Source organism: Phycisphaera sp. (genome assembly GCA_025916675.1).
Classification (GTDB): domain Bacteria; phylum Planctomycetota; class Phycisphaerae; order Phycisphaerales; family UBA1924; genus JAHCJI01.
This window is the reverse complement of the sequence record CP098402.1, coordinates 2,723,501-2,747,575: the sequence shown is the minus strand read 5'-3', so window position 1 is coordinate 2,747,575 and position 24,075 is coordinate 2,723,501. Positions and strand designations below refer to the sequence as shown.

At 65.9% G+C, this 24,075-nt stretch carries 20 protein-coding genes; 10 read left to right on the top strand and 10 right to left on the bottom strand.

Annotation, left to right across the window (positions count from 1 at the left end; genetic code table 11):
* Positions 1 to 154: 154 nt before the first annotated feature.
* The 9 genes from NCW75_11645 (at position 155) to NCW75_11605 (ending at position 9,219) form a co-directional block, all read left to right on the top strand.
* Entirely contained in the window at positions 155 to 742 is a 588-nt protein-coding gene (locus NCW75_11645) for a hypothetical protein (protein ID UYV11947.1), read from the top strand.
* 66 nt (positions 743 to 808) lie between these two features.
* A complete protein-coding gene (locus NCW75_11640; protein UYV11946.1) occupies positions 809 to 1,153 on the top strand; it encodes a hypothetical protein in 345 nt (114 codons plus the stop codon).
* Entirely contained in the window at positions 1,111 to 1,986 is an 876-nt protein-coding gene (locus NCW75_11635) for a PD-(D/E)XK nuclease-like domain-containing protein (GenBank protein UYV11945.1), read from the top strand. The genes NCW75_11640 and NCW75_11635 overlap by 43 nt, the downstream gene beginning before the upstream one ends.
* A gap of 21 nt (positions 1,987 to 2,007) precedes the next feature.
* Entirely contained in the window at positions 2,008 to 2,799 is a 792-nt protein-coding gene (locus NCW75_11630; protein UYV11944.1) for an ATP-binding protein, read from the top strand.
* A 91-nt stretch (positions 2,800 to 2,890) separates the two neighbouring features.
* The gene (locus NCW75_11625; protein ID UYV11943.1) at positions 2,891 to 3,361 is read left to right on the top strand and encodes a DUF669 domain-containing protein; all 471 of its coding nucleotides are present in this window, start codon (positions 2,891 to 2,893) and stop codon (positions 3,359 to 3,361) included.
* A gap of 14 nt (positions 3,362 to 3,375) precedes the next feature.
* Positions 3,376 to 3,735, top strand: a complete 360-nt coding sequence (locus NCW75_11620; protein ID UYV11942.1) for a RusA family crossover junction endodeoxyribonuclease — start codon at positions 3,376 to 3,378, stop codon at positions 3,733 to 3,735.
* Entirely contained in the window at positions 3,735 to 5,417 is a 1,683-nt protein-coding gene (locus NCW75_11615; GenBank protein UYV11941.1) for a DEAD/DEAH box helicase, read from the top strand. The genes NCW75_11620 and NCW75_11615 overlap by 1 nt, the downstream gene beginning before the upstream one ends.
* A complete protein-coding gene (locus tag NCW75_11610; GenBank protein UYV11940.1) occupies positions 5,417 to 7,549 on the top strand; it encodes a bifunctional DNA primase/polymerase in 2,133 nt (710 codons plus the stop codon). The genes NCW75_11615 and NCW75_11610 overlap by 1 nt, the downstream gene beginning before the upstream one ends.
* Before the next feature lie 305 nt (positions 7,550 to 7,854).
* Positions 7,855 to 9,219, top strand: a complete 1,365-nt coding sequence (locus NCW75_11605) for a DNA modification methylase (protein ID UYV11939.1) — start codon at positions 7,855 to 7,857, stop codon at positions 9,217 to 9,219.
* A 20-nt stretch (positions 9,220 to 9,239) separates the two neighbouring features.
* Here NCW75_11605 and NCW75_11600 read toward each other — a convergent pair whose 3' ends face one another.
* Entirely contained in the window at positions 9,240 to 9,638 is a 399-nt protein-coding gene (locus NCW75_11600; GenBank protein UYV11938.1) for a winged helix-turn-helix domain-containing protein, read from the bottom strand.
* A gap of 248 nt (positions 9,639 to 9,886) precedes the next feature.
* On the opposite strand from NCW75_11600, the gene NCW75_11595 reads away from it, so the two are divergent.
* A complete protein-coding gene (locus NCW75_11595; GenBank protein ID UYV11937.1) occupies positions 9,887 to 10,450 on the top strand; it encodes a hypothetical protein in 564 nt (187 codons plus the stop codon).
* 268 nt (positions 10,451 to 10,718) lie between these two features.
* On the opposite strand, the gene NCW75_11590 is transcribed toward NCW75_11595, so the two are convergent.
* The 9 genes from NCW75_11590 to NCW75_11550 form a co-directional block, all read right to left on the bottom strand.
* A complete protein-coding gene (locus NCW75_11590; protein ID UYV11936.1) occupies positions 10,719 to 11,624 on the bottom strand; it encodes a cation diffusion facilitator family transporter in 906 nt (301 codons plus the stop codon).
* Between the two features lie 6 nt (positions 11,625 to 11,630).
* Positions 11,631 to 12,176 carry a hypothetical protein gene (locus NCW75_11585; protein ID UYV11935.1) on the bottom strand — a complete coding sequence of 182 codons (546 nt, stop codon included), beginning with the start codon at positions 12,174 to 12,176 and terminating at the stop codon, positions 11,631 to 11,633.
* A gap of 2 nt (positions 12,177 to 12,178) precedes the next feature.
* Positions 12,179 to 15,415: an efflux RND transporter permease subunit gene (locus tag NCW75_11580; protein ID UYV11934.1), complete on the bottom strand. Its 3,237-nt coding sequence runs from the start codon at positions 15,413 to 15,415 to the stop codon at positions 12,179 to 12,181.
* A gap of 3 nt (positions 15,416 to 15,418) precedes the next feature.
* A complete protein-coding gene (locus NCW75_11575; GenBank protein UYV11933.1) occupies positions 15,419 to 16,891 on the bottom strand; it encodes an efflux RND transporter periplasmic adaptor subunit in 1,473 nt (490 codons plus the stop codon).
* Positions 16,888 to 18,372, bottom strand: a complete 1,485-nt coding sequence (locus tag NCW75_11570; protein UYV11932.1) for a TolC family protein — start codon at positions 18,370 to 18,372, stop codon at positions 16,888 to 16,890. The genes NCW75_11575 and NCW75_11570 overlap by 4 nt, the downstream gene beginning before the upstream one ends.
* Before the next feature lie 85 nt (positions 18,373 to 18,457).
* Positions 18,458 to 18,883 (bottom strand): hypothetical protein, encoded by a 426-nt coding sequence (locus tag NCW75_11565; protein ID UYV11931.1) that lies wholly within the window; start codon positions 18,881 to 18,883, stop codon positions 18,458 to 18,460.
* Positions 18,884 to 18,998: 115 nt separating this feature from the next.
* A complete protein-coding gene (locus NCW75_11560; GenBank protein UYV11930.1) occupies positions 18,999 to 19,601 on the bottom strand; it encodes a cation transporter in 603 nt (200 codons plus the stop codon).
* A complete protein-coding gene (locus tag NCW75_11555; protein ID UYV11929.1) occupies positions 19,598 to 22,711 on the bottom strand; it encodes a CusA/CzcA family heavy metal efflux RND transporter in 3,114 nt (1,037 codons plus the stop codon). The genes NCW75_11560 and NCW75_11555 overlap by 4 nt, the downstream gene beginning before the upstream one ends.
* Positions 22,712 to 22,723: 12 nt before the next feature.
* On the bottom strand, positions 22,724 to 23,860 hold the full coding sequence (locus NCW75_11550; GenBank protein ID UYV11928.1) for an efflux RND transporter periplasmic adaptor subunit: 1,137 nt from the start codon (positions 23,858 to 23,860) through the stop codon (positions 22,724 to 22,726).
* Positions 23,861 to 24,075 lie beyond the last annotated feature (215 nt).

The following is a 24,075-nucleotide window of genomic DNA, read 5'->3' as shown; positions in this document are numbered from 1 at the left end:
GCGGCGACACCGCGGGCCTCGTCCGAGGTCGGCCAGCTCGAAACCGGCCAGCTACGGACGCCCCTGCATCCCGCGGCATCGTGCCACGGCCAGATGCCCATGGCGTGGCGGCGTGGCTGGTTGGTGAGCCCGCGGTCGACCTCGGAGGAATCCGATGGTCGACCCCGACCTGCTGGTTGGCGATCCCCGCATCCGTGCTCTCATCAAGTCCAAGGCAAGGGTCATGTGCTGCCGTCACGCTCTCTGTAACGCCGACGAGGACGACCTCGTCCAGCTTGCCCTGATCCAGCTCTTCACGAACGCCCACCGGTACGACCCAGGCCGGGGCACGATCGAGGCGTTCGCCATCAAGATCTCTACCAACTGCTTCCGCATGGAACTCCGGTCCAGACGGGCGCTCAAACGCGGGGGCTGGCAGAAGCCGGCCTCGATCGATGAGGAACTCGACCGCCAGACCGGGTTCACGCTGGCTACAGGCTTGTCTGAGGCCGATGGCCGGCGCCGGCGGGAGCTGTGGAGCCGATCGGATCTGAAGTCATCGGATCTGGCCGAAGATCTTGGCCTGGCACTGGACCGGCTTACCGCCTCTGACCGCGAGCTGATCGAGCACGTCGCGGCGCACGGCTCGACTGCGACGGCCCGAGAGTGGTCGCGACGGACTGGGAAGTCGGTGGCTCGCCACGCGATCGACCGCGAACGCAAGCGGATCTCGAGGCAGTTGGAGGACCTCGACCTCGGGTAGCGCGCACCCTAGCAGCACATGGCATAGGTCAACGGTGGGGGAGCACCCCGCCGGAGGGCCCGTGCCATGGACAAGACGATCACCCGCTTCGAGTTTGGCCAGGGCACCGACCTGGCCGAGATCGAGAGCACGCTGCACCTCGCCGTGCTGGCCGTTGAGGGCTTGCACGGCGAGGCCCGCGTGCGGCTGGAGGTCCGCTATCGCATCGATACGCCGACCACATCGGTGCTGCTCGATTGCCAGACCGGCTCGGGTCGTGCGGTCGCCCGCGTCTTTGCTGCGTTCCTGACCCGGGAGCTTGGAGCCGAAGGCTACAGGGTCCGCCGACTGTCTTGCTCGCGGCCCGAAGGCGGTTGCGGCAAGCCGCGATGCGCCTCGTGCCCGCGGAGCGGTGGTGGGGGTGTGCGGTGACGCCCTGCTGCTGCCGTCCGGCAACCCTCAGCCTCTCCTTCCTGATCCGCGAGCCCGCGGCGGTGTACCACGCCAAGGCCCGCGAGCACCTCAGCTCGCACGCGCTGGGTGACTTTCGGCGGTGCCCGCTGCTGTACCGCCGCAAGCGGCAGGGGCTGGTCAACGAACCGGACCGGTCGGCGTATGTCGTCGGGCGTGCGGCGCACGTGCTGACGCTCGAGGGCCGTGAGCGGTACAGGACCGAGTACGCGATGGGTGGGCCGGTGAACCCGAAGACGGGCGAGCCGTTCGGGCGCACGACCAAGGCGTTCCAGAAGTGGGCGGCCGGCTGCGGCAAGGCGGTGCTGGGCGATTCCGACGCGGCCATCGTCGAGCGGATGGCCGGCGCGGTGAAGGACCACATCTTCGCCCGCGAGCTGCTGGCCGACGGGGTCGCCGAGGGTGTGGTGCGGGTCGAGTACGACGGGCACGCGTGCCAGGGGCGGCTGGATTGGATCAACCCGGTCGAGGGTCGCGGCATCGTTGACCTCAAGACCTGCCAGGACCTGGACGGCTTCGAGGCCCAGGTCCGCGACTTCGGCTACGCGCACCAACTGGCCTTCTACCGCGAGCTGGTGCGTCAGGCGTGCGGTCACGCATTACCCGTGCATCTGATCGCCGTTGAGAAGCGCGAGCCGTTCCGCTGTGGGGTGTGGCGGGTCGACGACGCGCTGCTGGACGCGGCGCGCAAGGACAACGAGCGGGCCATGGCCGAACTCAAGCGATGCCGCGGGCGAGACGCGTGGCCCACCGGGTACGAGTCGCTGCGGCTGCTGACCACCCCAACCAACTGAAATACACCAAGGAGACAGACCATGGGACTTCTGGAATCCATCGAAACCGGCCGCACGCGGATGCCGCGTCGCGTGCTGGTGTACGGCACGCACGGGATCGGCAAGAGCACGTTCGGGGCGATGGCCGAGGACCCGGTGTTCATCCAGACCGAGGACGGCCTGGCGGACATCGACGCGCCGCGCTTCCCGCTGGCCACCGACCTCGAACAGGTGATCGGCGCTCTCGGTGAGCTCTACACCGAAGAACACACCTACAAGACCATCGTCATCGACAGCCTCGACTGGCTCGAGCGGCTGATCCACGCGAAGGTCTGCCTCGACCGGCAGGTGCAGTCCATCGAGGACATCGGCTACGGCAAGGGTTACGTGTTCGCCCTCGAACCCTGGCGCGAGGTGCTCGCCGGGCTGGACGCCCTGCGGCGCGAGCGTGGCATGCAGGTCGTGCTCATCGCGCACGCGGCCATCGAGAAGTTCTCCAACCCCGAGACCGAGAGCTACGACCGCTACGGCCCGCGCCTGAACCGCCACGCGTCGGCGCTGATCCAGGAGTGGTGCGACGAGGTGCTGTTCGCCACGTACCGCGTCCACACAAAGACCACGAAGGAGGGCTTCGACCGCACGCGTGTGCAGGCCATCGGCCAGGGCGAACGGGTGCTCAAGACCACCGAGCGGCCGAGCCACCTGGCGAAGAACCGGCTGAACCTGCCCGACGAGATCCCGCTCGACGAGCGCATCTACCGGGCGTACGCGCGCGGCGAGACGCCCGACATCGATACCGACGAACAAAACGAGACCGAACCCAACGCCGACTGACACAAGCACTTGCGATCCGGTTGGCCGGTGCGCACCGATGCGTTCGGGCACGCACCGGCGTCCGACCGCACGCAATACAGAGGACACGACCATGGCAGACCTGAACGGATTCGACGCAACGCAAGTGGAGCCCGCCGGCGACTTCGCGCCCCTGCCCGCCGGGCAGTACCTGTGTGCCGCCAGCGACTCGCAGATGAAGCCGACCAAGAAGGGCGACGGGAAGTACCTCCAGGTCGAGCTGGAGGTGCTCGAGGGCGAGCACAAGGGGCGCAAGCTGTGGGACCGCTTCGTGCTCGAGCACCCCAACGACCGGACGGTGGCGATCGCGCGGTCGTCGCTGGCCAGCCTGTGTACTGCGGTCGGCGTGACGCGTCCCCGCGACTCGGCCGAGCTGCACAGTGTTCCGGTGCTCGTCAGGGTCGCGTGCACGAAGCGCAACGACACCGGCGAGATCACCAACACCATCAAGGGCTACGCCAAGCGCGTCGGCTCGCAGCCTACCAGCCCCACAAACTGCACCACCAACACTTCCACCGGGGGCGGCGTGCCGTGGCGCAAGTGAGTCGGACCAGTGAGGTGAGCCGGACCATCGAGCTAAGCCTGCCCTACCCGCCGAGCGTGAACCACTACTGGCGGCGGGCGGGTTCGCGCACGATCGTGAGCGCTCAGGGCCGGCGCTTCCGGTCGGCGGTGGCGCGGACACTGGCGGTGCGGCGCGTGCGGGCGTTCGATGGCCGCGTCGCGGTGCGCGTCGTGGTGCACCCGCCCGACCGTCGCCGGCGCGACCTGGACAACGTGCTCAAGGCGCTGCTCGACGCGCTGGCCCAGCCCGGTGGGGCGTACCGCGACGACGAGCAGATCGATGGGCTGGAGGTCCTGCGCGGCGAGGTTGTCAAGGGCGGGCTGGTCGTCGTCACCGTGGAGGCCATGGGCTGATGGAGCTGCGCCCCTACCAGCGCGAGGCGATCGACGCGGCGTACGCGTTCCTCACGGATCGCGATGGGAATCCGTGCGTCGTGATCCCCACGGGCGGCGGCAAAACGCCCGTGATCGCGACGATCTGCCGCGACGTGGCGGAGGGGTGGAGCGGCCGCGTGCTGATCCTGGCCCACCAGAAGGAGCTGCTCGGGCAGGCAGCGGACAAGCTGCACGAGGTCTCGCCGGGTTTGCCCATGGGCATCTACTCGGCGGGGCTCAAGCAACGCGAGCTCGGCGCGCCGGTGACCATCGCGGGCATCCAGAGCGTGCACGGCCGCGCGTGTGAGCTGGTCGCCGAGGGCGGGCCGATCGATCTCGTCCTGATCGACGAGGCGCACATGGTGCCGCACGCCGACGAGGGGATGTACCGTCGGTTCCTCAATGACCTGAAGACCAACTGCCCGCACGCGCGGGTGGTGGGCCTGACCGCGACGCCGTACCGCTTGAAGGGTGGGCCCTTGTGCGGCGACGGCCACGTGCTCAGCGACGTGTGCTACGAGATCGGAGTAGCCGAGCTGATCCGCGATGGGTACCTCTCGCCGCTGCGCACTCGCGCCGGCGCGACGCGGGCGGACGTTAGCTCGTTGCACGTCCGCGGCGGGGAGTTCATCGCGGGCGAGACCGAGGCGATGATGGATGAGGCCTCGCTGGTCGATGGGGCCTGCGCCGAGATCGCCGATCAGACGCGGGACCGGGCAGCGACGCTGATCTTCGCGAGTGGCGTGCGGCACGGGCGACACGTGGCCCGCGTGCTGGCCGAGCGGCACGGCATCGAGTGCGGCTTCGTGTGCTCGAAGACGCCGCCAGCAGAGCGTGACGAGTTGATCGGGCGGTTTCGATCGGGTGATCTGCGCTACCTCGCCAACGTGAACATGCTGACCACGGGTTTCGACGCCCCGCACGTCGATTGCGTCGCCTTGCTGCGGCCGACGATGAGCTGCGGGCTGTACTACCAGATGGTCGGGCGGGGGTTTCGCCTGTCGCCGGGCAAGGCCGACTGCCTGGTGCTCGACTTCGCGGGCAACGTGCTGCGGCACGGCCCGGTCGATGCGCTGTCGGCCAAGCGTCCCGGGCAGAGCGGTGGCCCGCCTCCGGCGAAAGAGTGCCCCGCGTGCAACGAGCTGGTCGCCACCGGATGCCGGGAGTGCCCCGAGTGCGGCCACGCCTTCCCGGAGCCCGAGCGGACACAGCATGGGATCGAGGCGAGCGACGCGGGCATTCTGACCGGGCAGGCGAGCGAGCACGAGCACGAGGTACAGTCGGTGAGCTATAGGGTACACCACAGCCGCCGCAAGCCCGATGCCCCGCCGACGATGCGGGTCGACTACCACGTGTCGCTTACGGAGACCGTCAGCGAGTGGATCGCCATCGGCCACGGCGGCTACGCACGATCGAAGGCGGTCGACTGGTGGCTTCTGCGCTCGCACGAGCCCGCGCCCGGCGACGCCGAAGGGGCCGTCGAGCTAGCCAACGCAGGTGCCCTGGCCGAGCCGAGCCGCATCACCGTGCGCCGCGTGGCTGGCGAGAAGTTCGACCGCATCGTCGCCAGCGAGCTTGGCCCCAAGCCCGCGCGGCTGGACGACCCGGACGTAGCGCCCGAACTCGTGCTCGCGATCCCTGACGATGAGATCCCGTTCTGATGGCCGCGACGCTCCCAACCCCGCTCGAAGCGGCCATCGCGTACACGCGTCGCGGCTGGCGCGTGGTGCCGATCTCCGCCAGCGCGAAGGCGCCAACGCTCAAGCGATGGCCGGCGCTTCGACTGGACGAGCACGAACTCGCGTCGAAGTTCCAAGGCGAGTGCAACATCGGCCTGATCCTCGGCGAGCCCAGCGGCTGGCTGGTGGACGTCGACCTGGACTGCGACGAGGCGGTCGAGCTGGCGGACCAGTACCTGCCTGCGACGAACGCGGTGACGGGGCGCGAGGGGCGGCCGGGCTCGCACCGGTGGTACGTCGCCGAGGGCGCGACCACCGCGAAGCACACCGATGCTGGTGGGGACATGATCATCGAGCTGCGGTCGGCCGGATGCCAGACGGTGGTCGGCCCCAGTGTGCATCCGAGCGGCGAGCGGTACGACGTGCTCGAGGGCGAGCCGGTCACGGTGCCCGCTGCGATGCTTGCCGCGTGCGTGGGTGCTCTGGCCAACGCGGTGCGCGAGCGGCGTAGCAACATCGAGACACCTCGGAGCGCTCCCACCACCACCACACCCCACGACGACGCCGAGCGTCGCGCGGCCGCGTACCTCGACGCCATGCCCCCCGCCATCGCCGGCAGCGGTGGCCACAACCAGACCTACGCGGCGGCCACCGCCCTCGTCCACGGCTTCGCGCTGGCACCCGATGTCGCACTGCACCTGCTCACCACACGGTACAACCCGCGGTGCGAGCCGTCGTGGACCGAGCGGGAGCTCCAACACAAGATCGATGACGCGACGAGCAAGCCGCACGAGCGCCCACGTGGGTGGCTGCTGGAGGCGAAGCGCGACGAGCTGCATACTGCGGTTGACTTGTCTGCGCTCACGGCAACGCCGCGTCATATCGTCCACGCCGATCCCGGACCGATCCCCGAGCACCTGCTCGATGTACCCGGCTTCGTCGGCGAGGTCGTGCGGTTCAACCTCGAGACCGCCAAGCGGCCCCAGCCGGTGCTGGCGCTTGCTGGGGCGCTGTGCCTGCAGGCCGTGCTGGCCGCACGCAAGGTGCGCGACGCCCTGGGCAACCGCACGAACCTCTACGCCGTGGGCGTGGCCGACTCGGGCGCGGGCAAGGACCACGCCCGCAAGGTGAACAAGGCGATCCTCTTCGAGGCGGGCGCCATCGACCTGGAGGGCAACGAGGACCTGGCCTCGGACGCGGGGCTGTTCAGCGCCGTCGAGGCCCAGCCCGCGGTGCTCTTCCAGATGGACGAGTTCGGCCGCTTTCTGCGGACCATCGGCGACCCCAAGCGGGCCCCGCACCTGTACAACGTGCTGACGGCGCTGATGAAGCTCTACTCGAGCGCCGACACGGTGTACCGCGGCAAGGCCTACGCCGACCCCAAGCGCAACAAGGTCATCGACCAGCCGTGCGTGATCGTCTACGGCACGACGGTCTTCGAGCACTTCTACCAGTCGCTGACCACCGAGAGCCTGGCCGACGGCTTCGCGGCCCGTCTGCTGGTCTTCGAGACCGACGAGCGGCCGGCGCGCCGCTGGGCCACGCAGCGCGACGCGCCCGCGTCGGTGGTCCAGGCGGCCCAGTGGTGGCACGAGCACATCCCCGGCGGGAACCTGGCCCGCGAGCACCCACAGCCGCGCCTGATCGAAACGACGAGGGAAGCCCGAGCGATCTTCGACGCGCTGGCCGCGACGGTCGACGCCCGCATGGAGGGCGCCCCGGGCAGCGTGTCGGCCGCGTGGGCCCGGGCCGAGGAGAAGGCCTGCCGGCTGGCCCTGTTGCACGCGTGCTCGGCCAACCGCGAGCACGCGGTGATCGACGCGCCGGCGGCTCGGTGGGCGTGCGGCCTGAGCGAGCACCTGACGCTGCGGCTTTTGCACGTCGCGGGGCAGTGGGTGTCCGAGGGCGTCTTCGACGCGAGGCAGAAGCGGGTGCTGCGCGTCGTGCGCGAGATGGGCGGAGAGCTCGGCCGCAGCGAGCTGTGCCGCCGCACGCAGGCCCTGACCCAGCGCGAGCGGCAGGAGGTCATCGACAACCTGCTGGAGACCGGGCAGCTTGTCGAGCGGGCCGAGCCCACCAAGGGCAGAAGGAAGGTGGTCTATGCCCTTCCATAAGCAGCGCCAGGGGCTTCCTTCACATCTTTCACTTCTTTCTCTGGGTGTTACAGAGAGAAGGGAAGCGGGGGGAGAAGGTGCGCAGAGGAACAGGGTTGAAGAAAGTGAAAGAAGTATCTCTCTCTTTCATATCTCTAGGGACTCTCCCCTCTTTCCCGCGTCCGCCCGTCGTGCCCGCGTGCGGGCGAGGGCGCCCCGAGGCGGCAACGCCCGCCCTCGGCCGAGCAACGCGACACAAGCCAACGTGGGGCCAACGGTGGGCAACGAAACGAACACACGGCGCAAGGCGCCAAGGAGTGTGGACAATGACGAATGTGGCAAGCGGATCGAAGGTGGGGCTGGCGATCGAGATGCGGAAGCTGGCGGACATCGTGCCCTATGAGAGGAACCCGCGCGTCAACGACCAGGCGGTTGCGGCGGTGGCCGAGAGCATCACGCGGTTCGGCTTCCGCCAGCCGATCGTGGTGGACGCTGAGGGCGTGATCGTGTGCGGGCACACGCGGTGGAAGGCGGCGCAGTCGCTGGGGCTCGAGGAGGCGCCGGTGCACGTCGCGGCGGATCTCGCGCCCGAGCAGGCGCGTGCCTACCGCATCGCCGACAACCGCACCGCGGAACTGAGCGAGTGGAACCTCGAACTGCTGCCCATCGAGCTGGCCGGCCTGCAGGACCTGGACCTGGATTGGAACCTGCTGGGCTTCGCCGGGCGTGAGCTCCAGAAGCTGCTCGAGCCCGAGGTGGCCGAGGGTGAGGGCGAAGCCGACAGCGTCCCCGAGCCGCCCGACGAGGCGATCACCCAGCCCGGCGACCTGTGGATCCTTGGCGAGCACCGGCTGCTGTGCGGCGACTCATCGAACGCCCAGCACGTGCAACGCCTGCTGGATGGTGAGCCCGTGCAACTGGTCAACACCGACCCGCCCTACAACGTCGCCGTCCAGCCGCGCAGCAAGAACGCGTTCGTCACTGGCCAGACCAACTTCGCACCCCAGAAGCAGGGCAAGACCAAGCGAGGCCGCGGCCTGGACGCCAAGGGCAAGGCCGGGCCCACCAGCGGCACGACAGCCAAGCTCCGCGCCAAGGACCGTCCGCTTGCCAACGACTTCGTGAGCGACGAAGAGTTCGATCGGCTGCTCATGGCATGGTTCCAGAACGCATCGGATGCGCTCGAGCCCGGTCGCGCGTTCTACATCTGGGGCGGCTATGCCAACATCGCGAACTATCCCAGCGCGCTCGAAGCCTCGGGGCTCAAGTTCGCCCAGCAGATCATCTGGCACAAGATGCACCCGGTGATCAGCCGCAAGGATTTCATGGGCGACCACGAGTGGTGCTTCTACGGCTGGCGCGAGGGCGCGGCCCACGTCTTCCTCGGGCCGAACAACGTCCCCGACGTGTGGCAGGTCAAGAAGGTCAACCCCCAGAGCATGGTGCACCTGACCGAGAAGCCCGCCGAGCTGGCCGTCCGCGCGATGCAGTACTCGTCCAGGCCTGGCGAGCGCGTGCTGGACCTCTTCGGCGGCTCGGGCTCGACGCTCATCGCCGCCGAGCAGACGCAGCGCCGGGCGCTGCTGATGGAGCTGGACCCGCTGTACTGCGACGTCATCGTGACGCGGTGGGAGCAGTTCACAGGTGGGAAGGCGCAACGAGAGAACGCCCCGGCGTTGGCCGAGGCGTGAGGGGGTGGGGAGTGATGCCGTTACGCTTTGGCTTTGAACCGTCCGCGCTCGACCTTCACGAACCGGGCGTCCTTGCCCTTGGTCTGGATCTCACGCGTCATCGCGGCGTACAGCGTCGCGTGCGGCGTCTTGCCGCTGGTCTGCCAGCCCGCGGCGATCACGTGCTCGGCGATCGTCTTGGCCGCCAGGGGCTCGCTCGCGCGCGCGAGCACCTTCGCCGCGAGGTCGAGGCCGCTGGGCTGCTTGCCCTTGCGGGGCTTGGGCTTGGCCGGCTTCTTGGTCGCGGCGGTGACGGCGTTGGGCGCGGGCTTCCTCGTGGCCGTCTTCTTGGCTGCCGGCTTGGGCGGCGTCTTCTTTGTCGTGGCCCTCTTGGCGGGGCGCTTGGTCGTGGTCTTCTTCGTGCTCTTCGTCGTGGTCATGGTCGTGTCCTCCGGCGTGGCCCCATGCCACGCGTTGGGACACATGACGCCCTCGCATCTCGCGCGAGGCAAGGCGAGCCGCCGATCAATCGCACGGCGCAGGGGGAAGCGATGACGCGCGGGCCGCCTACCCCCCCTGTTGGGTACTAGTCAGCCCCTATGAGAAACGAAGGTTGCCCGTGGTTCGCAATTCGTGTGCGAGTGGGCCGCGGAATCTTGATATCGCCTAGCCAGGAAGCCCCCGTGACATGCCCGACCTGCTCACCACCTCGCAGCTCGCCGATCGCCTGGGGCTGGCCGCGTCGACGGTGCGCAAGTACGCCCAGGACGGCATGCCGCCGGCCGGCCACATGCCAGATGGATCGCGGCTGTGGGATGAATACGCGTGCCGGGCGTGGTTGGCCGAGCACGTCCTGGACACCGGGCACGGCGGACGCCGCGAGGGCGCCGGCCGCAAGCCGGGAAGCTCAACCGCCAAGCCTTGGCACGCACGGCCAACGGGAGCCCCCAGCATGACCCAGCAGGAGTACAACAAGGCTCGGGCGATCAAGGAGACCGCCATCGCCAACATGAAGGTGATCGAGCTGCGGAAGATGCAGGGGGAGCTGCTGCCCGTCGACGAGGTGCGGTCGAACTGGAACGAGGCCCTCGGCGTCGTGTGCCAGGCCCTGGACGAGCTGCCGCGGGCCGTCGCGGAGCGTGTGGCGACGGAGCTAGGGCTGGACAAGAAGGGATGGGACGCCGTGAGAAAGGTGGTTGAGGAGCAGGTGGGCGCGGCGAGGGCCAGGATCAACCGGGAAGCCCAGCGATAAATCTGGCCGAGGCGGTCACAATACTGTTGTGAAGCTTGGCGTTATCAGGTATGTTGGACGCAATGCGGGTTGTTGTATTGATCGGCGAGGAGGTCCACGTCGTCGCCGACGAATCAATCGGCACGCTGCTGATCGAAGCAACCAAGCCTGTCCCGGCCTTTACCCCGGATCCTGATCGAACATGACGATGTGGCTCTCTGGCTGCGGGGCGTACCTTCGCCCACGCGGGGCATCAAGTAGTAACAACGGGCCGCCGGCTCTCCATGTCTCAATGCTCGGGCACCAGGCCCTCGTCCATCGTTCCGGCCGGCCGCACCTCGATGGTCGCGTGCTCGATGCCGAACCGCTCGGCGATAGCGGCCTGGACGTGTTCGCGTACGGCCTGGGCGTCCTGAAGGGACGCGTTGGTCCGCATCTCGACGCGAACCTCCAGCGAGACGTGCTGCTCGTCGATTGGCCAGACGTGCAGGTGGGCCACCCCCTGCACGCCGCGGACATCCGCGATCGTCCGTGCCATCTCCTCGATCGACAGACCTTCGGGCACGCTCTGCATCAGAATCCGGATGCACCGCTTCATCGGCGACCACGACATCCACACGATGTAGACCGAGATTCCGATGGTCGCGACGATATCGGTCCAGTACCAATCAAACAGGATGATCAGGGTGCCGGTGATGATGACCGCCACCGAGGCGAGCGCGTCGGCGACGTTGTGAAGAAACGCGGCCTTGATGTTTACGCTGCCCTTGGACATCGAGTAGGTGAGCACAGCGGTTGCGACATCGACGACCAACGCGATTCCCGCGACAATCACCACCATCCAGCCGTCGATCTCCGGTCGATCAAACGTGCGGGTGATCGCCTCGATGAGCAGGTAGCCCGCGATGACCATGATGGACGTGAGGTTGATCAGTCCGCCCACCACTTCGGCACGACCGTAGCCGAAGGTGCGCTGCGCATCAGCGGGACGCTTCGAGATCTTGCGCGCGACGAGCGCGAGCAGGAGGCCCGCCGCGTCGCTGAAATTGTGCAGGGCATCGGCGACCAGGGACAAGCTGCCCGACAGCACGCCCCCGACGACCTGGGCCGCCGTCAGCAAGAGGTTGATGGCGACGGCCCAGGCGAGCGGGCGGGTTCCGAGATCGGATCCGTGGTGGTGGTCGTGGTTGCTCACGAATGTTTACTGAAGCGGTACGGCGGCGGCCTGTCGCTCGCCGCTGGCGGTCTCGACCTCGATCCACAGGCTTGCCCCATCGATGTTCTCCGGGGCCTCGGTCTGCCCGTGGAAGTGGTCGTCGTGGGCGTCTGCCTTCGACTTCAGCGCGCCCGTCCCAGCCTCGTCCCCAACCCAGAACCGCACGGCGGCGGGAACCGGTCCGGACTCGACTTCGAGGTCGAGGTGCACCTCGGACGATGACGCGATGTCGCCGGACACCGAGACCACCAGCGTCGTACCGGCGATCGTCACGCTGCCGAGCGACCGCATCTCGCCGTGGTCGTGTGCCTCGTGGTCGCCCTCGTCGTGGTCGGGCCCCTCGTGGTCGTCGCCGTCATGATCGTGGCCGGCGTGGTCGTCGCCCTCGTGGTCGTCACCGTCGTGATCGTGACCGTCGTCCGCGGAGTGGTTCTCGGCGGACGGCTCCGAAGACTCCCCGCAGCCCGGCAACGAGAGCGACAGGGCGATGGCCACGCCCGCGGCGGAGAAGATCTTGATGAGGTCGTTCATGGTCAGGACTCCTTTTTGGTGATGGTCTTGGGGCGGCGGAAAACGCCGACAAGACGGGACAACACGGATGGGCGATTCGCGGAACGACGCTCGGGCTTGTGCCCGAAAACGAGCGAGTACCCCGCCGGGACAACGATGAGATTTAAGAACGTCGAGGTCAGCAGGCCCCCGAGGGTGACGATGGCGAGGGGCGCGAGCAGTTCGCTACCGGGTTCACCCGCAGCCAGCGCCAGCGGGACAAGCCCAAGCGCCGCCGAGATCGCGGTCATCAGGATCGGCACGAGCCGTTCCATCGACCCTTGGACGATGGCCTCGCCGAGTGAGACGCCCTCGGTCTCCATGAGATGATTGTAATGGTTGATGAGCAGGATGCCGTTGCGCACGGCGATCCCAAAGAGGGTGATGAAGCCGACCATGCTGGCGATCGAGATGACCGGTGGAATGTAGGCGCCGCCGATGCCAACGAGTGCGAGTGTGTTGGCGATCGGCCCGCCGCCCTCAGTGATGTAGATCGCTGCGATGCCGCCGATGAGCGCCAGGGGCATGTTGAGCATGACGAGCACCGCCGCCCGCATCGATCCGGTTGAGATATGGAGCAGCATGAGCATGATGAGTACGACCGCCACGCCCACGACAAGAATTGTGCGCGAGGCCGATTGCTGCGCCTCGAACTGCCCTCCGTAGGACACGGTCATTCCGGCCTGTTGGACGATAGGATCGACACGCTCCTGTACTTGGGCCACCAGGTCGCCCAGGTTAGAGCCCTCGGCCACGTTGAGAGACACCACCGCTTTCCGCTGCGCGTTCTCGCGGGTGATGAGGTTGCTCGATCGCTCGGGACCGATGTCGGCGACGTCGCTCAGGCGAACGGTCGCCCCGCCCCGGCCGCGGAGCAGCAGGTCGCGGACCTGCCGGATGGATTCACGCCCCTCGGGTGCGAGCCGGACGACGAGGTCGTACTGACGCACCCCCTGGTTCACGGTGTCCACGACCTCGCCGTAGAGGGCCTCGCGGACCTGCTCGGCGGCGTCGGCTGGGCTGAGGCCGACCGCCGCGAGCTCGGCGTGCCGGTAGCGGATGGGAAGTGAGGTGATCAGGACCTCGCGGTTGGCGTTGACATCGCGAGCGCCAGGAAGACCTTGGAGTTCGGCCTCGATAGCCTTGGCGACATCACGAAGCTCGGTCAGGTTTTCGCCAAAGACGTTGATGGCGATCGCCGCGGGCGTACCCGAAAGCACGTGGCTGAGCCGGTGCTCGATGGGCTGGCCGACCATCGTCGTGATGCCGGGGACGGCCCCGAGAATGCGATCGATCTGCTCGCGCACCTCGAGTCGGTCGCTCCCCGCATCGACGGTGACCTCGATCTCGGAGTTGCTCACCGGCTCGGCGTGCTCGTCACGCTCGGCCCGGCCAGTACGACGCGAGACCGAGCGCACGCCATCGATCTCAACGAGTTGCTTCTCTACCTCGGTGGCCAGCCGATCGCTCTCGACGATCGATGTGCCGGGAGGAGCAAGCAGGAAGACCGTAAACGTGCCCTCGTTGAATGATGGAAGGAACGAGCTGCCGAACGTGCTGGCCAGCAACATCGCCGCGACCGTGGCCAGCCCCGCGGTTCCCAGCACCCATAGGCGCAGACGGATCGCCGCCCGAAGCGCGGGCTCGTAGCCACGCTTGAGCAGCCGAACGAGGAAGCCGTCGCGGTCCTCGTGCTTCCCGCCCAATCGGCCCCTCAGCAGGAACCGGCACATCGCGGGAACCACGGTGAGGGCCACGACGAGCGAGGCAAGAATCGAGATCATGTAGGTGAGTGCCAGGGGCTGGAAGAACCGGCCTTCGAGCCCCTGCAGGAACAGCAGGGGCACGAACACCATCACGATGATGACCGTTGCAAAGACCATCGCGGGTCGGATCTCGTTGCTGGCGTCAAAGATGATTTCCGTGAACGGGCGCCGGCCCGCCTCTGGCAAGGCCCGGTTCTGTTTCAGGCGGCGGAAAACGTTCTCCACATCGATGATCGCGTCGTCGACGAGCACGCCGATCGCGACGGTGAGTCCGCCAAGCGTCATGACATTGAGCCCGAGGTTCAGCGCATCCATCATCAGCAGGCCAACGGCCAGCGAGATGGGGATCGCCGTGAGCGTGATGAGCGTGGTCCGCAGGTTCATCAGGAACAGGACCAACACGACGAGCACGATGACGATCGCCTCGAGCAGCACCTTGGTTACGTTGTGGACCGCCCGGTCGATGAAGTGCGACTGGCGGACGACATCGCGGTTGAGCACCACGCCCTCGGGCAGCGTGGGCTCGATCTGATCGAAGAGTGCATCGAGTTGGTCGGTCAGGGCGAGCGTGTTCGTGCCCGGCGACTTCTGGATGGACAGCACGACAGCGGGCTGGCCGCCTTCGGAAGCGGTACCCCGCTTGATCGCCGGCCCGAGGATGACCTCGGCGACCTGGCCGATCGTCACGGGCACGCCCTCGTGGTACTTGATGATCGTGTTGGCGATGTCCTCCGGGCGCGTCACCCGGCTCTGCTGGCGGATGGGGATCTCGAAGTTGTCGACGTGTACCAGGTAACCACCGCTGGCGGTGCTATGCGCGCCGCCCGCGGCCTCCACGACATCCGTGATGGTCAGGTCGTAGAGCCTCAGCCGTTCCTGATCGACATTGACTTGGTATTCGGGCAGTTCGCCGCCGATGGCGACGGCCTGCGCAACGCCTGGCACGGCGAGGATCTTGTTGCGCAGCTCGAACTCGCCGTAGGCGCGGAGCTGCATGGGGCTGACCGACCCATCGGGCGACGACAGGGAGATCAGCATGATCTCGCCGGCAATGGACGTGATGGGCGTGATGAACGGCTCGACCTCGTCGGGGAGGTTTTCCCGAGCGGTCACGAGCCGCTCAGAGACGAGCTGGCGAGCGTCGTAGAGATCAGTGCCCCACTCAAGATCCACCCAGACGATGCCCAGCCCGATGGCACTCGCGCTGCGGACTCGGCGGACACCCGTCATGCCATTGACGGCGGTCTCAATGGGGAAGGTGACGTACTGCTCGACCTCGTCGGCGGCGAGCCCGCCGGACTCGGCCATGATCGTGACGGTCGGCGCGTTGAGCTCGGGGAACACATCGACGCTCATCTTCGGCAGGCGATAGCCGGCATAGCCAACGATCATGACCGCCGCGATGAGCACGAGCGTGGAGTAACGGAGTGAGAACCGGATGACGGCCTTCAGCATGGCTCAGTGCTCCTCTTCGTGGAACGTGCCATCGGAGTGGAAGTGGCCACCCTTCTGGATCGATCCGCTCGTCGCGAGCATGAGTTGGAAAGCACCATCGAGCACGATCTCGTCGCCGTCACGCAGACCGCTGAGCAAGGCGACCCAGCGCCCGTCGTCAAGGCCGAGGTCGGCCTCCATGCGGATCGCCTCGTTCGGGTTGCTGGGATTGCGTCGGAAGATTACGGGGGAGAGCCCGTCTCGCTGCACCGCGGCGAGCGGGATGGCGAGTTCGGGCGAAGCCGTCGCGTCCGTCACGATTTCCAGTTGAGCCGAGATGCCGGGCCGGGCCCAGGGTCTGAGTTCGTCGGGGACGACGAACAGTTCGAGCGTGCGGTCGTTCGGGTCGCCGGCCAGCCCGAGCGAGATGGTGCCATCCATGGTCTCGGTCAGGGGTACGGCGCGTCCGGCGGCGGTTGGCGTTGGCGGCACAATCCGGGCGGTGAGCCCATCTCGCAGCACGCCCAGATCGCTCTGCAGCCCGGACGCCTGGAAACGGAGCCGGTCGGGCTGCACGACGGTGACGACGGGTGTCTTCTCGTCGGCCCACGAGCCGTTGGTCAGGCCCAACATTTCTACGACGCCGGCTTCGGATGCGATCACCTCGATCGCGGCGATCGCGGCCCACACCGGCTCGGTCCCGTGAGGCGTTTCGACGGTCTGGGCGAGTACGTCCCTGGAACGAGAGACGACCGAGGAGGCCGCATCAAGCAGATAATCCAGGCGTGACCGAGCCGCGCGGAGGTCGGCAATCGTTTGCTGCCGATCCGCTCCGAGTTCCGCCTTCTTCTCCATCACGCTGGCCAGGTCGGCGCGGGTGCTGGCCAGCGACGCACGGGCCTGGGCGAGTTCGTCGACGCGGCCGCCGCCGGCCTCGCGCACCGATTGCAACTGATCGACCCGCTCGTTCCAGACCGCGACGCTCTCGTGGAGGCTGTCCTCGTGCTGCTGATGCGCCGCGAGCAGCGGCTCGAAGTTTGCAAGCCGGGCGTCGAGCCGCTCGATCTGTGCCTCGGCATCGGCGAGTTGCTGCTGCATCTCCCGCCAAGACGGCGAATCGAGCCGGTAGAGCGGTTGGCCCGCTTCGACCCGCTCGAACTGCTCGACGAGCAGCTCAACCCGCCCGGGCACTGCCGTGCGATACTCTCGCCGTGCCGTGGGCAGATACTCGAACCGACCCGGCACGCGGAGCGTCTGCTCGACCCGCCGGCGCTCGACCTTGACGAAGCTGATGCCCAGGTTCGACCGCACCGCGGCGGGGATAGCGACGCGGTCGGACCCGGTCGCCACGGCCTCGGCTTCTGATAAGTGGTCGAGTCCGTTGCTCTTGTCGTGCTCGGCCTCGCCGGTAGATTGGGATCCGCCATCGCAGGCGGCCAGTGTCAGCGGCACAAGTGCCGCGATCGCGATCGCGATCGCCCGTTCCATAGTGTTCATCGGGATGCCTCCTCGGCGGGAGTGTTGCCTCTCGCCGCGGTGTGTGGTGTGTTCGTTGTGGTGGTGTCATCGTCGGTCGCGGGCTCGATAGGGGCCGGCGATTCCGGCTCGTCCGGACCGAGCAGTCGAGTGATCTCGATTGTCGCGTTGGACTCGGCCAGACGAACATCGAGCAGCCGGCTCTTGGCCTCGAACTGCCGCGTGACGGTCTCAAGCAAGAGCAGCGTGTTGACCTCGCCAAGGTCGATCAGTTGCTCGACTTCGGCTGCCTGCTCGTCGAGCATCGGCACGAGATCACGCTCGAACGCGTCTCGCTGCGTGCGCGCGACGTCGTACGCAGCACGGGCCAGCGTGAGTTCGCGAGCCAGACGTTCGAAGGTTGTCTCGGCCGCGGCCCGAGCCAAATCGCGGCGAGCCCTGGCGTCGGCGATGCCCCCCCGGTTGGCGTTGAGGATCGGTATGGGGATCGACACGCCAAGCAGCAGGCGATCGTCGTTATCCTCGCTCCCGTAGCCCGCGCCAATCGAAATGTCCGGATATTGCTTGCGGACTTCCAGGCGGAGCGTCTCTTCAGCGATTTGATACTCGGCCCGGCGCACCGCGAGTGTCGTGTTCGCCGAGATGAGCCGTTCAATTGCATCACCCATCTCGGCAGTCGATGCAGGCGGACTCGCCGGCAGCAACTCCACCGAAGCATCCGGCGATAGCCCCATCAAACCGAGAAGTTCGACCCGGTCCCGGGCCTCTGCGAACACCGCCTCCGCGACATCCGCCCGGGTCTCGACCAACTCGGCGCGCAGGAGCCGAGCCTCGACCCGCGAGAGTTCTCCCGCTGTCTCCAGACCGTCGGTGATAGCCGAGATCCGCTCAATTTGACCGATCACCTCGCGCAGCAAGCGGAGCCGCTCGGACGCCGCGGACCACGACGCCCAAGCCGAGCGAACCGCGGCCCGCGTGCTCCACTCGGCATCCACGATGCGTCGGAGCTCGGCCTCGTACGCCGCTCCGGCCCGGTCCTTCTCGACGCCGAGCCGCCCCGAGATCGGGATCGTCAGGCTCAGCGTGAGCCCGTACTCGAACGGCCCGGCGGGCGAGAGGATCTCCGCACCATCGAAGCCAAACTGGGGATCCTCCCACAACCCTGCCGTTTCAAAGTTCGCCAGCGCGACACCGGCATCGAGGCGAGCGAGCCGGAGGTCGGGGTTGTAGAACAGCGCGAGCACCTCGCCCTCTTCAGGGGAGAGCCCATCGTTCGGGTCGAACTTGTCCGGCACCTGGTTGCCGGCCTCGGCGAGCCGCTCAACGAAGTCCGAGATGGGTTCAGTGGCAACGAGCCGTGCATCGAGCGCGGCCCTGTGGTCGGCCAACTCCAGCGGCACCCGCTCGTACGACTGGCAGCCCGCAAGAGCTGTCAGGGCCACCGCCGAGCCGAGGCCCGGCAGCATGGCCCGCGTTCGACGCGGGCGTTTCAGATTGTCCATGGTTTGCGATCCCTGTCTGGGTCCAAAGCGATACCCGCCGCAACGGACCAAGCCGCTGCGGCACGCGCGAAGGAACAGACAGGAATCAGATGGTCAGGCGAACGCTCGCCACGATGGCGAGCCTGTGGACCCCGCCGGGGTCGAACCAAGGCGGCGGCATCGGCGGGCCGCGGCGACCAAGACCGGCCTCCGCAATGACGACGCCCCACGAAGGAGACGAGACAATCGCGGGCGGCACATCGCTCCCACCGTCGCTGCGGGGGAGTGTCAGGAGTTCCGCGGTCGTGATCTCGACATCGGTACAGCCACAGTCGTGCTCATGCTCTCCCACGGGCACCGGGAGCGGCCATGACACGTCGTGGCTGCACGAGGATTCGCAGTGATCGGACTCTGCCGGTGCGTGCTGATGACCGCCACCGAGGCAAAGCACCGCAACACCGCCGGCACCGCCAAAGGAGGTGTGGAACGCGATGATCGCGGTGAGCAGGATGGCGAGTGGGCGAATGCTCATCTATTTCAAGTATACCTCGGCAGCCGACGGCGGGTTCATGAATCTTTGCAATCACAGGCCTGAAGCATTCACCGATGCTCGCAACGAGCTTCATGAGACTCGCTTCGCGGAGGATTCAACCGTGAGCTTCCTGAGACTGACATGCAACTCTCAGGATCTGGACGCCACCCCGAACAACGACTACAGCAACGATGGAACCGACGAGCAGATCGGGGACGCTGCTACGCGAAGCCATCACGAGAAGCCCGGCCACGATGACACCAGTATTCGCGATTACGTCGTTCTTCGAGAAGATCCAGGACGCTCGCATGTGCGCACCGCCCTCTCGATGTTTCGCGATAAGCCGGAGACAGATCAGATTCGCAACAAGCGCGACGGCCCCAGCCCCGATCATCAGGTGACTCGTCGGCTCGCTGCCGAAGGCCACCCGTCGAACGACCTCGACCAGAACCCCAAGACCCAATGCGATCTGGAGAACGCCGCTGAATCGTGCCGCGGTCCGCTGCGTGTGGTCAGCCCGGCTGGTTGCATACAGTGCGATTCCATAAACTGCTGCATCCGCCAGCATATCAAGCGAATCGGCCAGAAGCGCGGTAGATTCCGCAATCCAACCAACGATGATCTCGACGACAAACATCACACCGTTGATCGTGAGCAGCGTGACAAGAGTCCTCTGCTCGAGTCCAATTGCTTCATCTGCGCAGTCGCACCTACTCACTCAACACCCTCCGAGTCGACATGCCCCGGACCCCGTTGCATAAAGACCGATGCAATTGCTGGCAGCACGAACAACGTGAGGAGTGTTGAGGTGACCATCCCGCCGATCACCACCGTCGCCAGCGGTCGCTGGATTTCACTTCCCACGCCTGTTGCAATTGCCATCGGAATGAACCCCGCGATATCGGTGATCGCCGTTGCGAGCACTGGTTGAAGGCGGGTCTTTGAGGCCGCAATGATCGCGTCCTTCTTCGGTCCCCTTGTTTCCAGAGCATCCCGAATAGCGGTAATCAGGATCTGCCCATTGAGTACAGCAATACCTGTGAGGGCGATAAAGCCGACAACTGCACTGACACTGAACGGGATGTCTCGCCACCACAATGCGAGTATCGCGCCGACCGCTGCGAAAGGAATGCAGGTGTAGATGATGACGACATCCCGCAAATTCTTCAGACTGAAGTACAGCAGGAAGAACACCATGAGCAGGACGGCAGGTACAACGACGAGCAGCCGAGTCCTGGCGCGTTCAAGATTCTCAAACTGCCCTCCCCACTCAAGCACGTAACCCTCGGGCAATGCGACCTGCGATTCGATTGCCGCTCGAGCTTCTTGGACGAAAGACGCCGGATCTCTTCCGCTCACGTTGCACTGCACGCGAATGAGCCTCCTGCTCCATTCTCGGTTGATCGTGGCCGAACCCTCCGTCAGATCGACGGATGCCATCGACGACAGCGGTACGGCGACTCCGCCTTCGGTCGGAATGCGAACCGACGATACCGCGGCCACGTCTTCCCTGAACTGCTGCGGCAGTCTGACGACCAACGGGAAGACACGCTGTCCCTCGAATACCTCGCCGACTCGGATGCCCCCAATTGCCTCGACGAAGTCCAAGACCTCGCTGGCGGCAACGCCGTAGCGGGCAACGCGAGACTGATCGACAGAGACAGACAATGATGGTTGTCCCGTGATCTGATCCACCGAGATGTCTGAAGCGCCCGGGATATCCAAAAGCACGCGTTGAACGTCATCGGCGATCCGGAGCAGCTCATCGAAGTCGTCGCCGAAAATCTTGATTCCGATGTCCGACCGGATCCCCGAGGCCATCTCGTTCATGCGCATCTCGATCGGCTGCGTGAACACCATGTTGACGCCGGGGAATTGTGAAATAGTCTTCTCCATCTCGATTACGAGATCCGACTGCGTGTCAGCTATCGTCCAATCCGCACGCGGCGTGAGCGTCAGGAAGATATCTGTCAGCTCGATCCCCATCGGATCGGTCGCCACCTCCGCCGTCCCGATGCGGCTCCATATGTGCTCGATTTCGTCCGGAAACTCATCGAGCAGCACTTCCTCGATCCGCGTGTTGTAGCGCACTGACTCATCGATGGAGACACCGGCGAGACGGATCGTGTTCACGACCATCGACCCCTCACTGAGCCGTGGGATGAACTCGCCGCCCATCCGCGTGCTTTGGTAGCCCGCGACACTTAGCAACGCCACGGCCAGCAGCATGACTACCCACCGGAGCCTGATCGCCCCGCCAACCGCCCAGCCGTATGCCCCAGCCAAGCCGCGAATCAAGACAGCGTCCTTGGGTTTCACGCGACGCGGGAGGAAGTAGTACGACAGAACCGGCGACAGGAAGACCGCAACCAGAAGGGCTCCGAGGAGTGCGAAGATGAACGTCCACGCCATCGGCCTGAACATCTTCCCTTCGATGCCTTCCAGCGTCAACACGGGCGCAAAGACGAGCGTAATGATCCCCATCCCGAATACGATCGGTCGGACAACTCGCGCGCTGGACGTCGCGATTGACTCTCGCCGTTCGGACGGCGAGAGTTTCCGGCCAAGCGTCCGCTGGCGCTCTTTCAGAGAACGGAGGTTCGCTTCGGTCATAACCACCGAGCCATCGACGAGGATGCCGAAATCGATTGCGCCAAGGCTGAGCAAGCTCGCTGCGATCGCGAACTCATACATGCCCTGCACGGCGAACAGCATGGAGATCGGAATGGCGACGGCTACGAGCAGGCCGGCCCGGATATTTCCTAGGATAATGAGCAAAACGATGATTACTAGCACGGCACCGATCACGAGATTGTGTTCGACCGTCTTAATGACCTGCTCGACGAGCAGCGTCCGGTCATACACCACATCCACGACAACGTCAGGCGGCAGCGATGGCGAGAGCGACTCGAGCCGTTCACGCAGCTCTTCGGTCACAACACGGCTGTTCTCGCCCATCAGCATGAAGGCGAGGCCGAGAACGACCTCGCCTTCGCCGTATGCCGAGACCGCACCGCGGCGGATCTCGCTGCCGATCTCCACCTCCGCGACATCCTGAATCTGCACCGGCGTGCCATCGCTAGAGTCGACCACGATGGCTTCGATCTCTTCGATAGTCGCCACGCGCGCCAACCCTCGGACCACCCTCGCCTCACCGGAGGTGACGATTTGCCCGCCGCCTACGTTGGCGTTGTTACGCCGTAGAGCATCCTGCACATCCTCAAGCGTAAAACCAAACTTGATCAACGCTTCCGGCTTGACGACGACGTGATACTGGCGCTCCAGGCCGCCCCACGAATTGACTTCGGCGACACCAGGGACCTTCCGAAGCTCAGGCTTGATCACCCAATCGTGGATGGTCCGGAGTTCTTCGGTGGAGTGTTCACCGGTCTCCGACCGGATGACATAGTGAAAGACCTCGCCGAGACCAGTCGCGATTGGTCCGAGTTCCGGACTTCCGACGCCGTCTGGCAGTTCGACCGCCGAAAGCCGCTCCGTGATGTACTGCCGGGCGTCGATGATGCGAATGTCATCATCGAACGTGGCTACGACCTGCGAGAACCCGAACTTTGAGACCGACCGCACGTTCTGGAGACCGGGAAGCCCGCCGATTGAGAGTTCGACAGGGAGCGTGATCTGTTGCTCGATCTCTTCGGGGCTGAGCGCGGGGGCCACCGTGTTGATCTGCACCTGGATCGGTGTCGTGTCGGGAAACGCGTCGATCGGGAGCTGGATCATCCGATAGACGCCTGCGGCGCATGCAATCGCGAACAGCAGAATGACGAGCACCCTGTTCCGGAGCGAGATCTCGATAAGACGGGTCAGCATAGGGGCTCCGGATCAGTCGTCGACGCATCCCGCGCCGAGTCGGGACTTGAGAAACTCAGTCTTCATGGTGAAACTGCCACCGGTTACAACGGCATCGTTCTCGGTGAGGCCCGCCAGAATCGCAACGGTACCTGAGGCTGTGCGCACGCCTACATCGACACGCCGAACCGCGAACAGATCCGGTTCCTGCTGCACAAACACGAAAGATGTGCCATCGATCTCGTGCACCGCTTCACCGGGGACAAGCAGCGAGTTCGTAGTACCGCCGATCATCGCGGCAACCTCTGTGAACATGCCGTGCCGAAGGACGCTGCGGTCGTTCAGGACCGTCGCACGAGCCCGAACCATGCGTGTGCGTTCATCGATACGCGGGCTGATCCAGGTAATCTGTCCGGGGATCTCCAGTCCGGGCAAAGCCCGGACTCTCGCGACGATGTCCCCGCCACGCTCGATCTGAAACGCTTGCTCTTCAGGGACCGCAAGCTCGATCCACATGGTCGTCAGGTCGGCGATCTCGAAGAGTGACCCCTCCGAATCCGCTGCCTCGCCCAGAACGGCTGTCCGTTCTACGACAGTGCCGTTAAAAGGTGCCCTAACGTACAGGTCCGATGACGACGACTGCTCGGCTGCGATGCCGGAGACTTCCGACTCGATAAAGCCGAGGTTGATGAGTTGCTGGTGTGTGCGACGCATCTCAAGCTCAGCGAGCTTCAGAGCCGCCTGGGCATCCTGGAAGTCCCGGCGAGCCGCGATGTTCTCGTTGACGAGCTTCTGCTCACGATCGAACACGGTGGTTCTCGCTTCGAGCTCTGCGATCTTGGACAGGTACGCGGACTTCGCCTGTGCCACCGCCATGGAATTGATAACCGCGAGAATCTTCCCTTCTTCAACCTGGTCGCCAACATCAACACGGATGTCTGTGATGACACCGGGGGCTAACGGCGTGAGCTTCGCCAACCTGTTCCCGTTGTAGCGGACCTCGCCTAGGAGGCTGATCGAGGGCGATGCGGCCCCGCGGTCTGGTCGCTCAAGCGTCAGCCCGGCAAGTTCGGCCGATCTCGCTGAGGGCATGCGGACGAGCAACGACTCGCCAGGAGCGAGCGTCGTGGCGAGCTGTGGCTGGCAGATCCCGCATTCAATCTCGTCCACGCCGTGCTCATGACAGAACATCGCCGGAGCATCATCGCGAGATGGTGTAGCCGAGGCGCCACCCTGCGATGGGTTGCAAAGGTGGCACTCATCTTCGTAGAGGAAGTGCTGCTCGCAGTACGCTCGAGAGCTGTCCTTCAACTGGGGCTGGCAGATCCAGCAACGGTCCTCGTACCGAGTATGTTCGGTGCACCACAAGCGGCCCGCGTCACGTT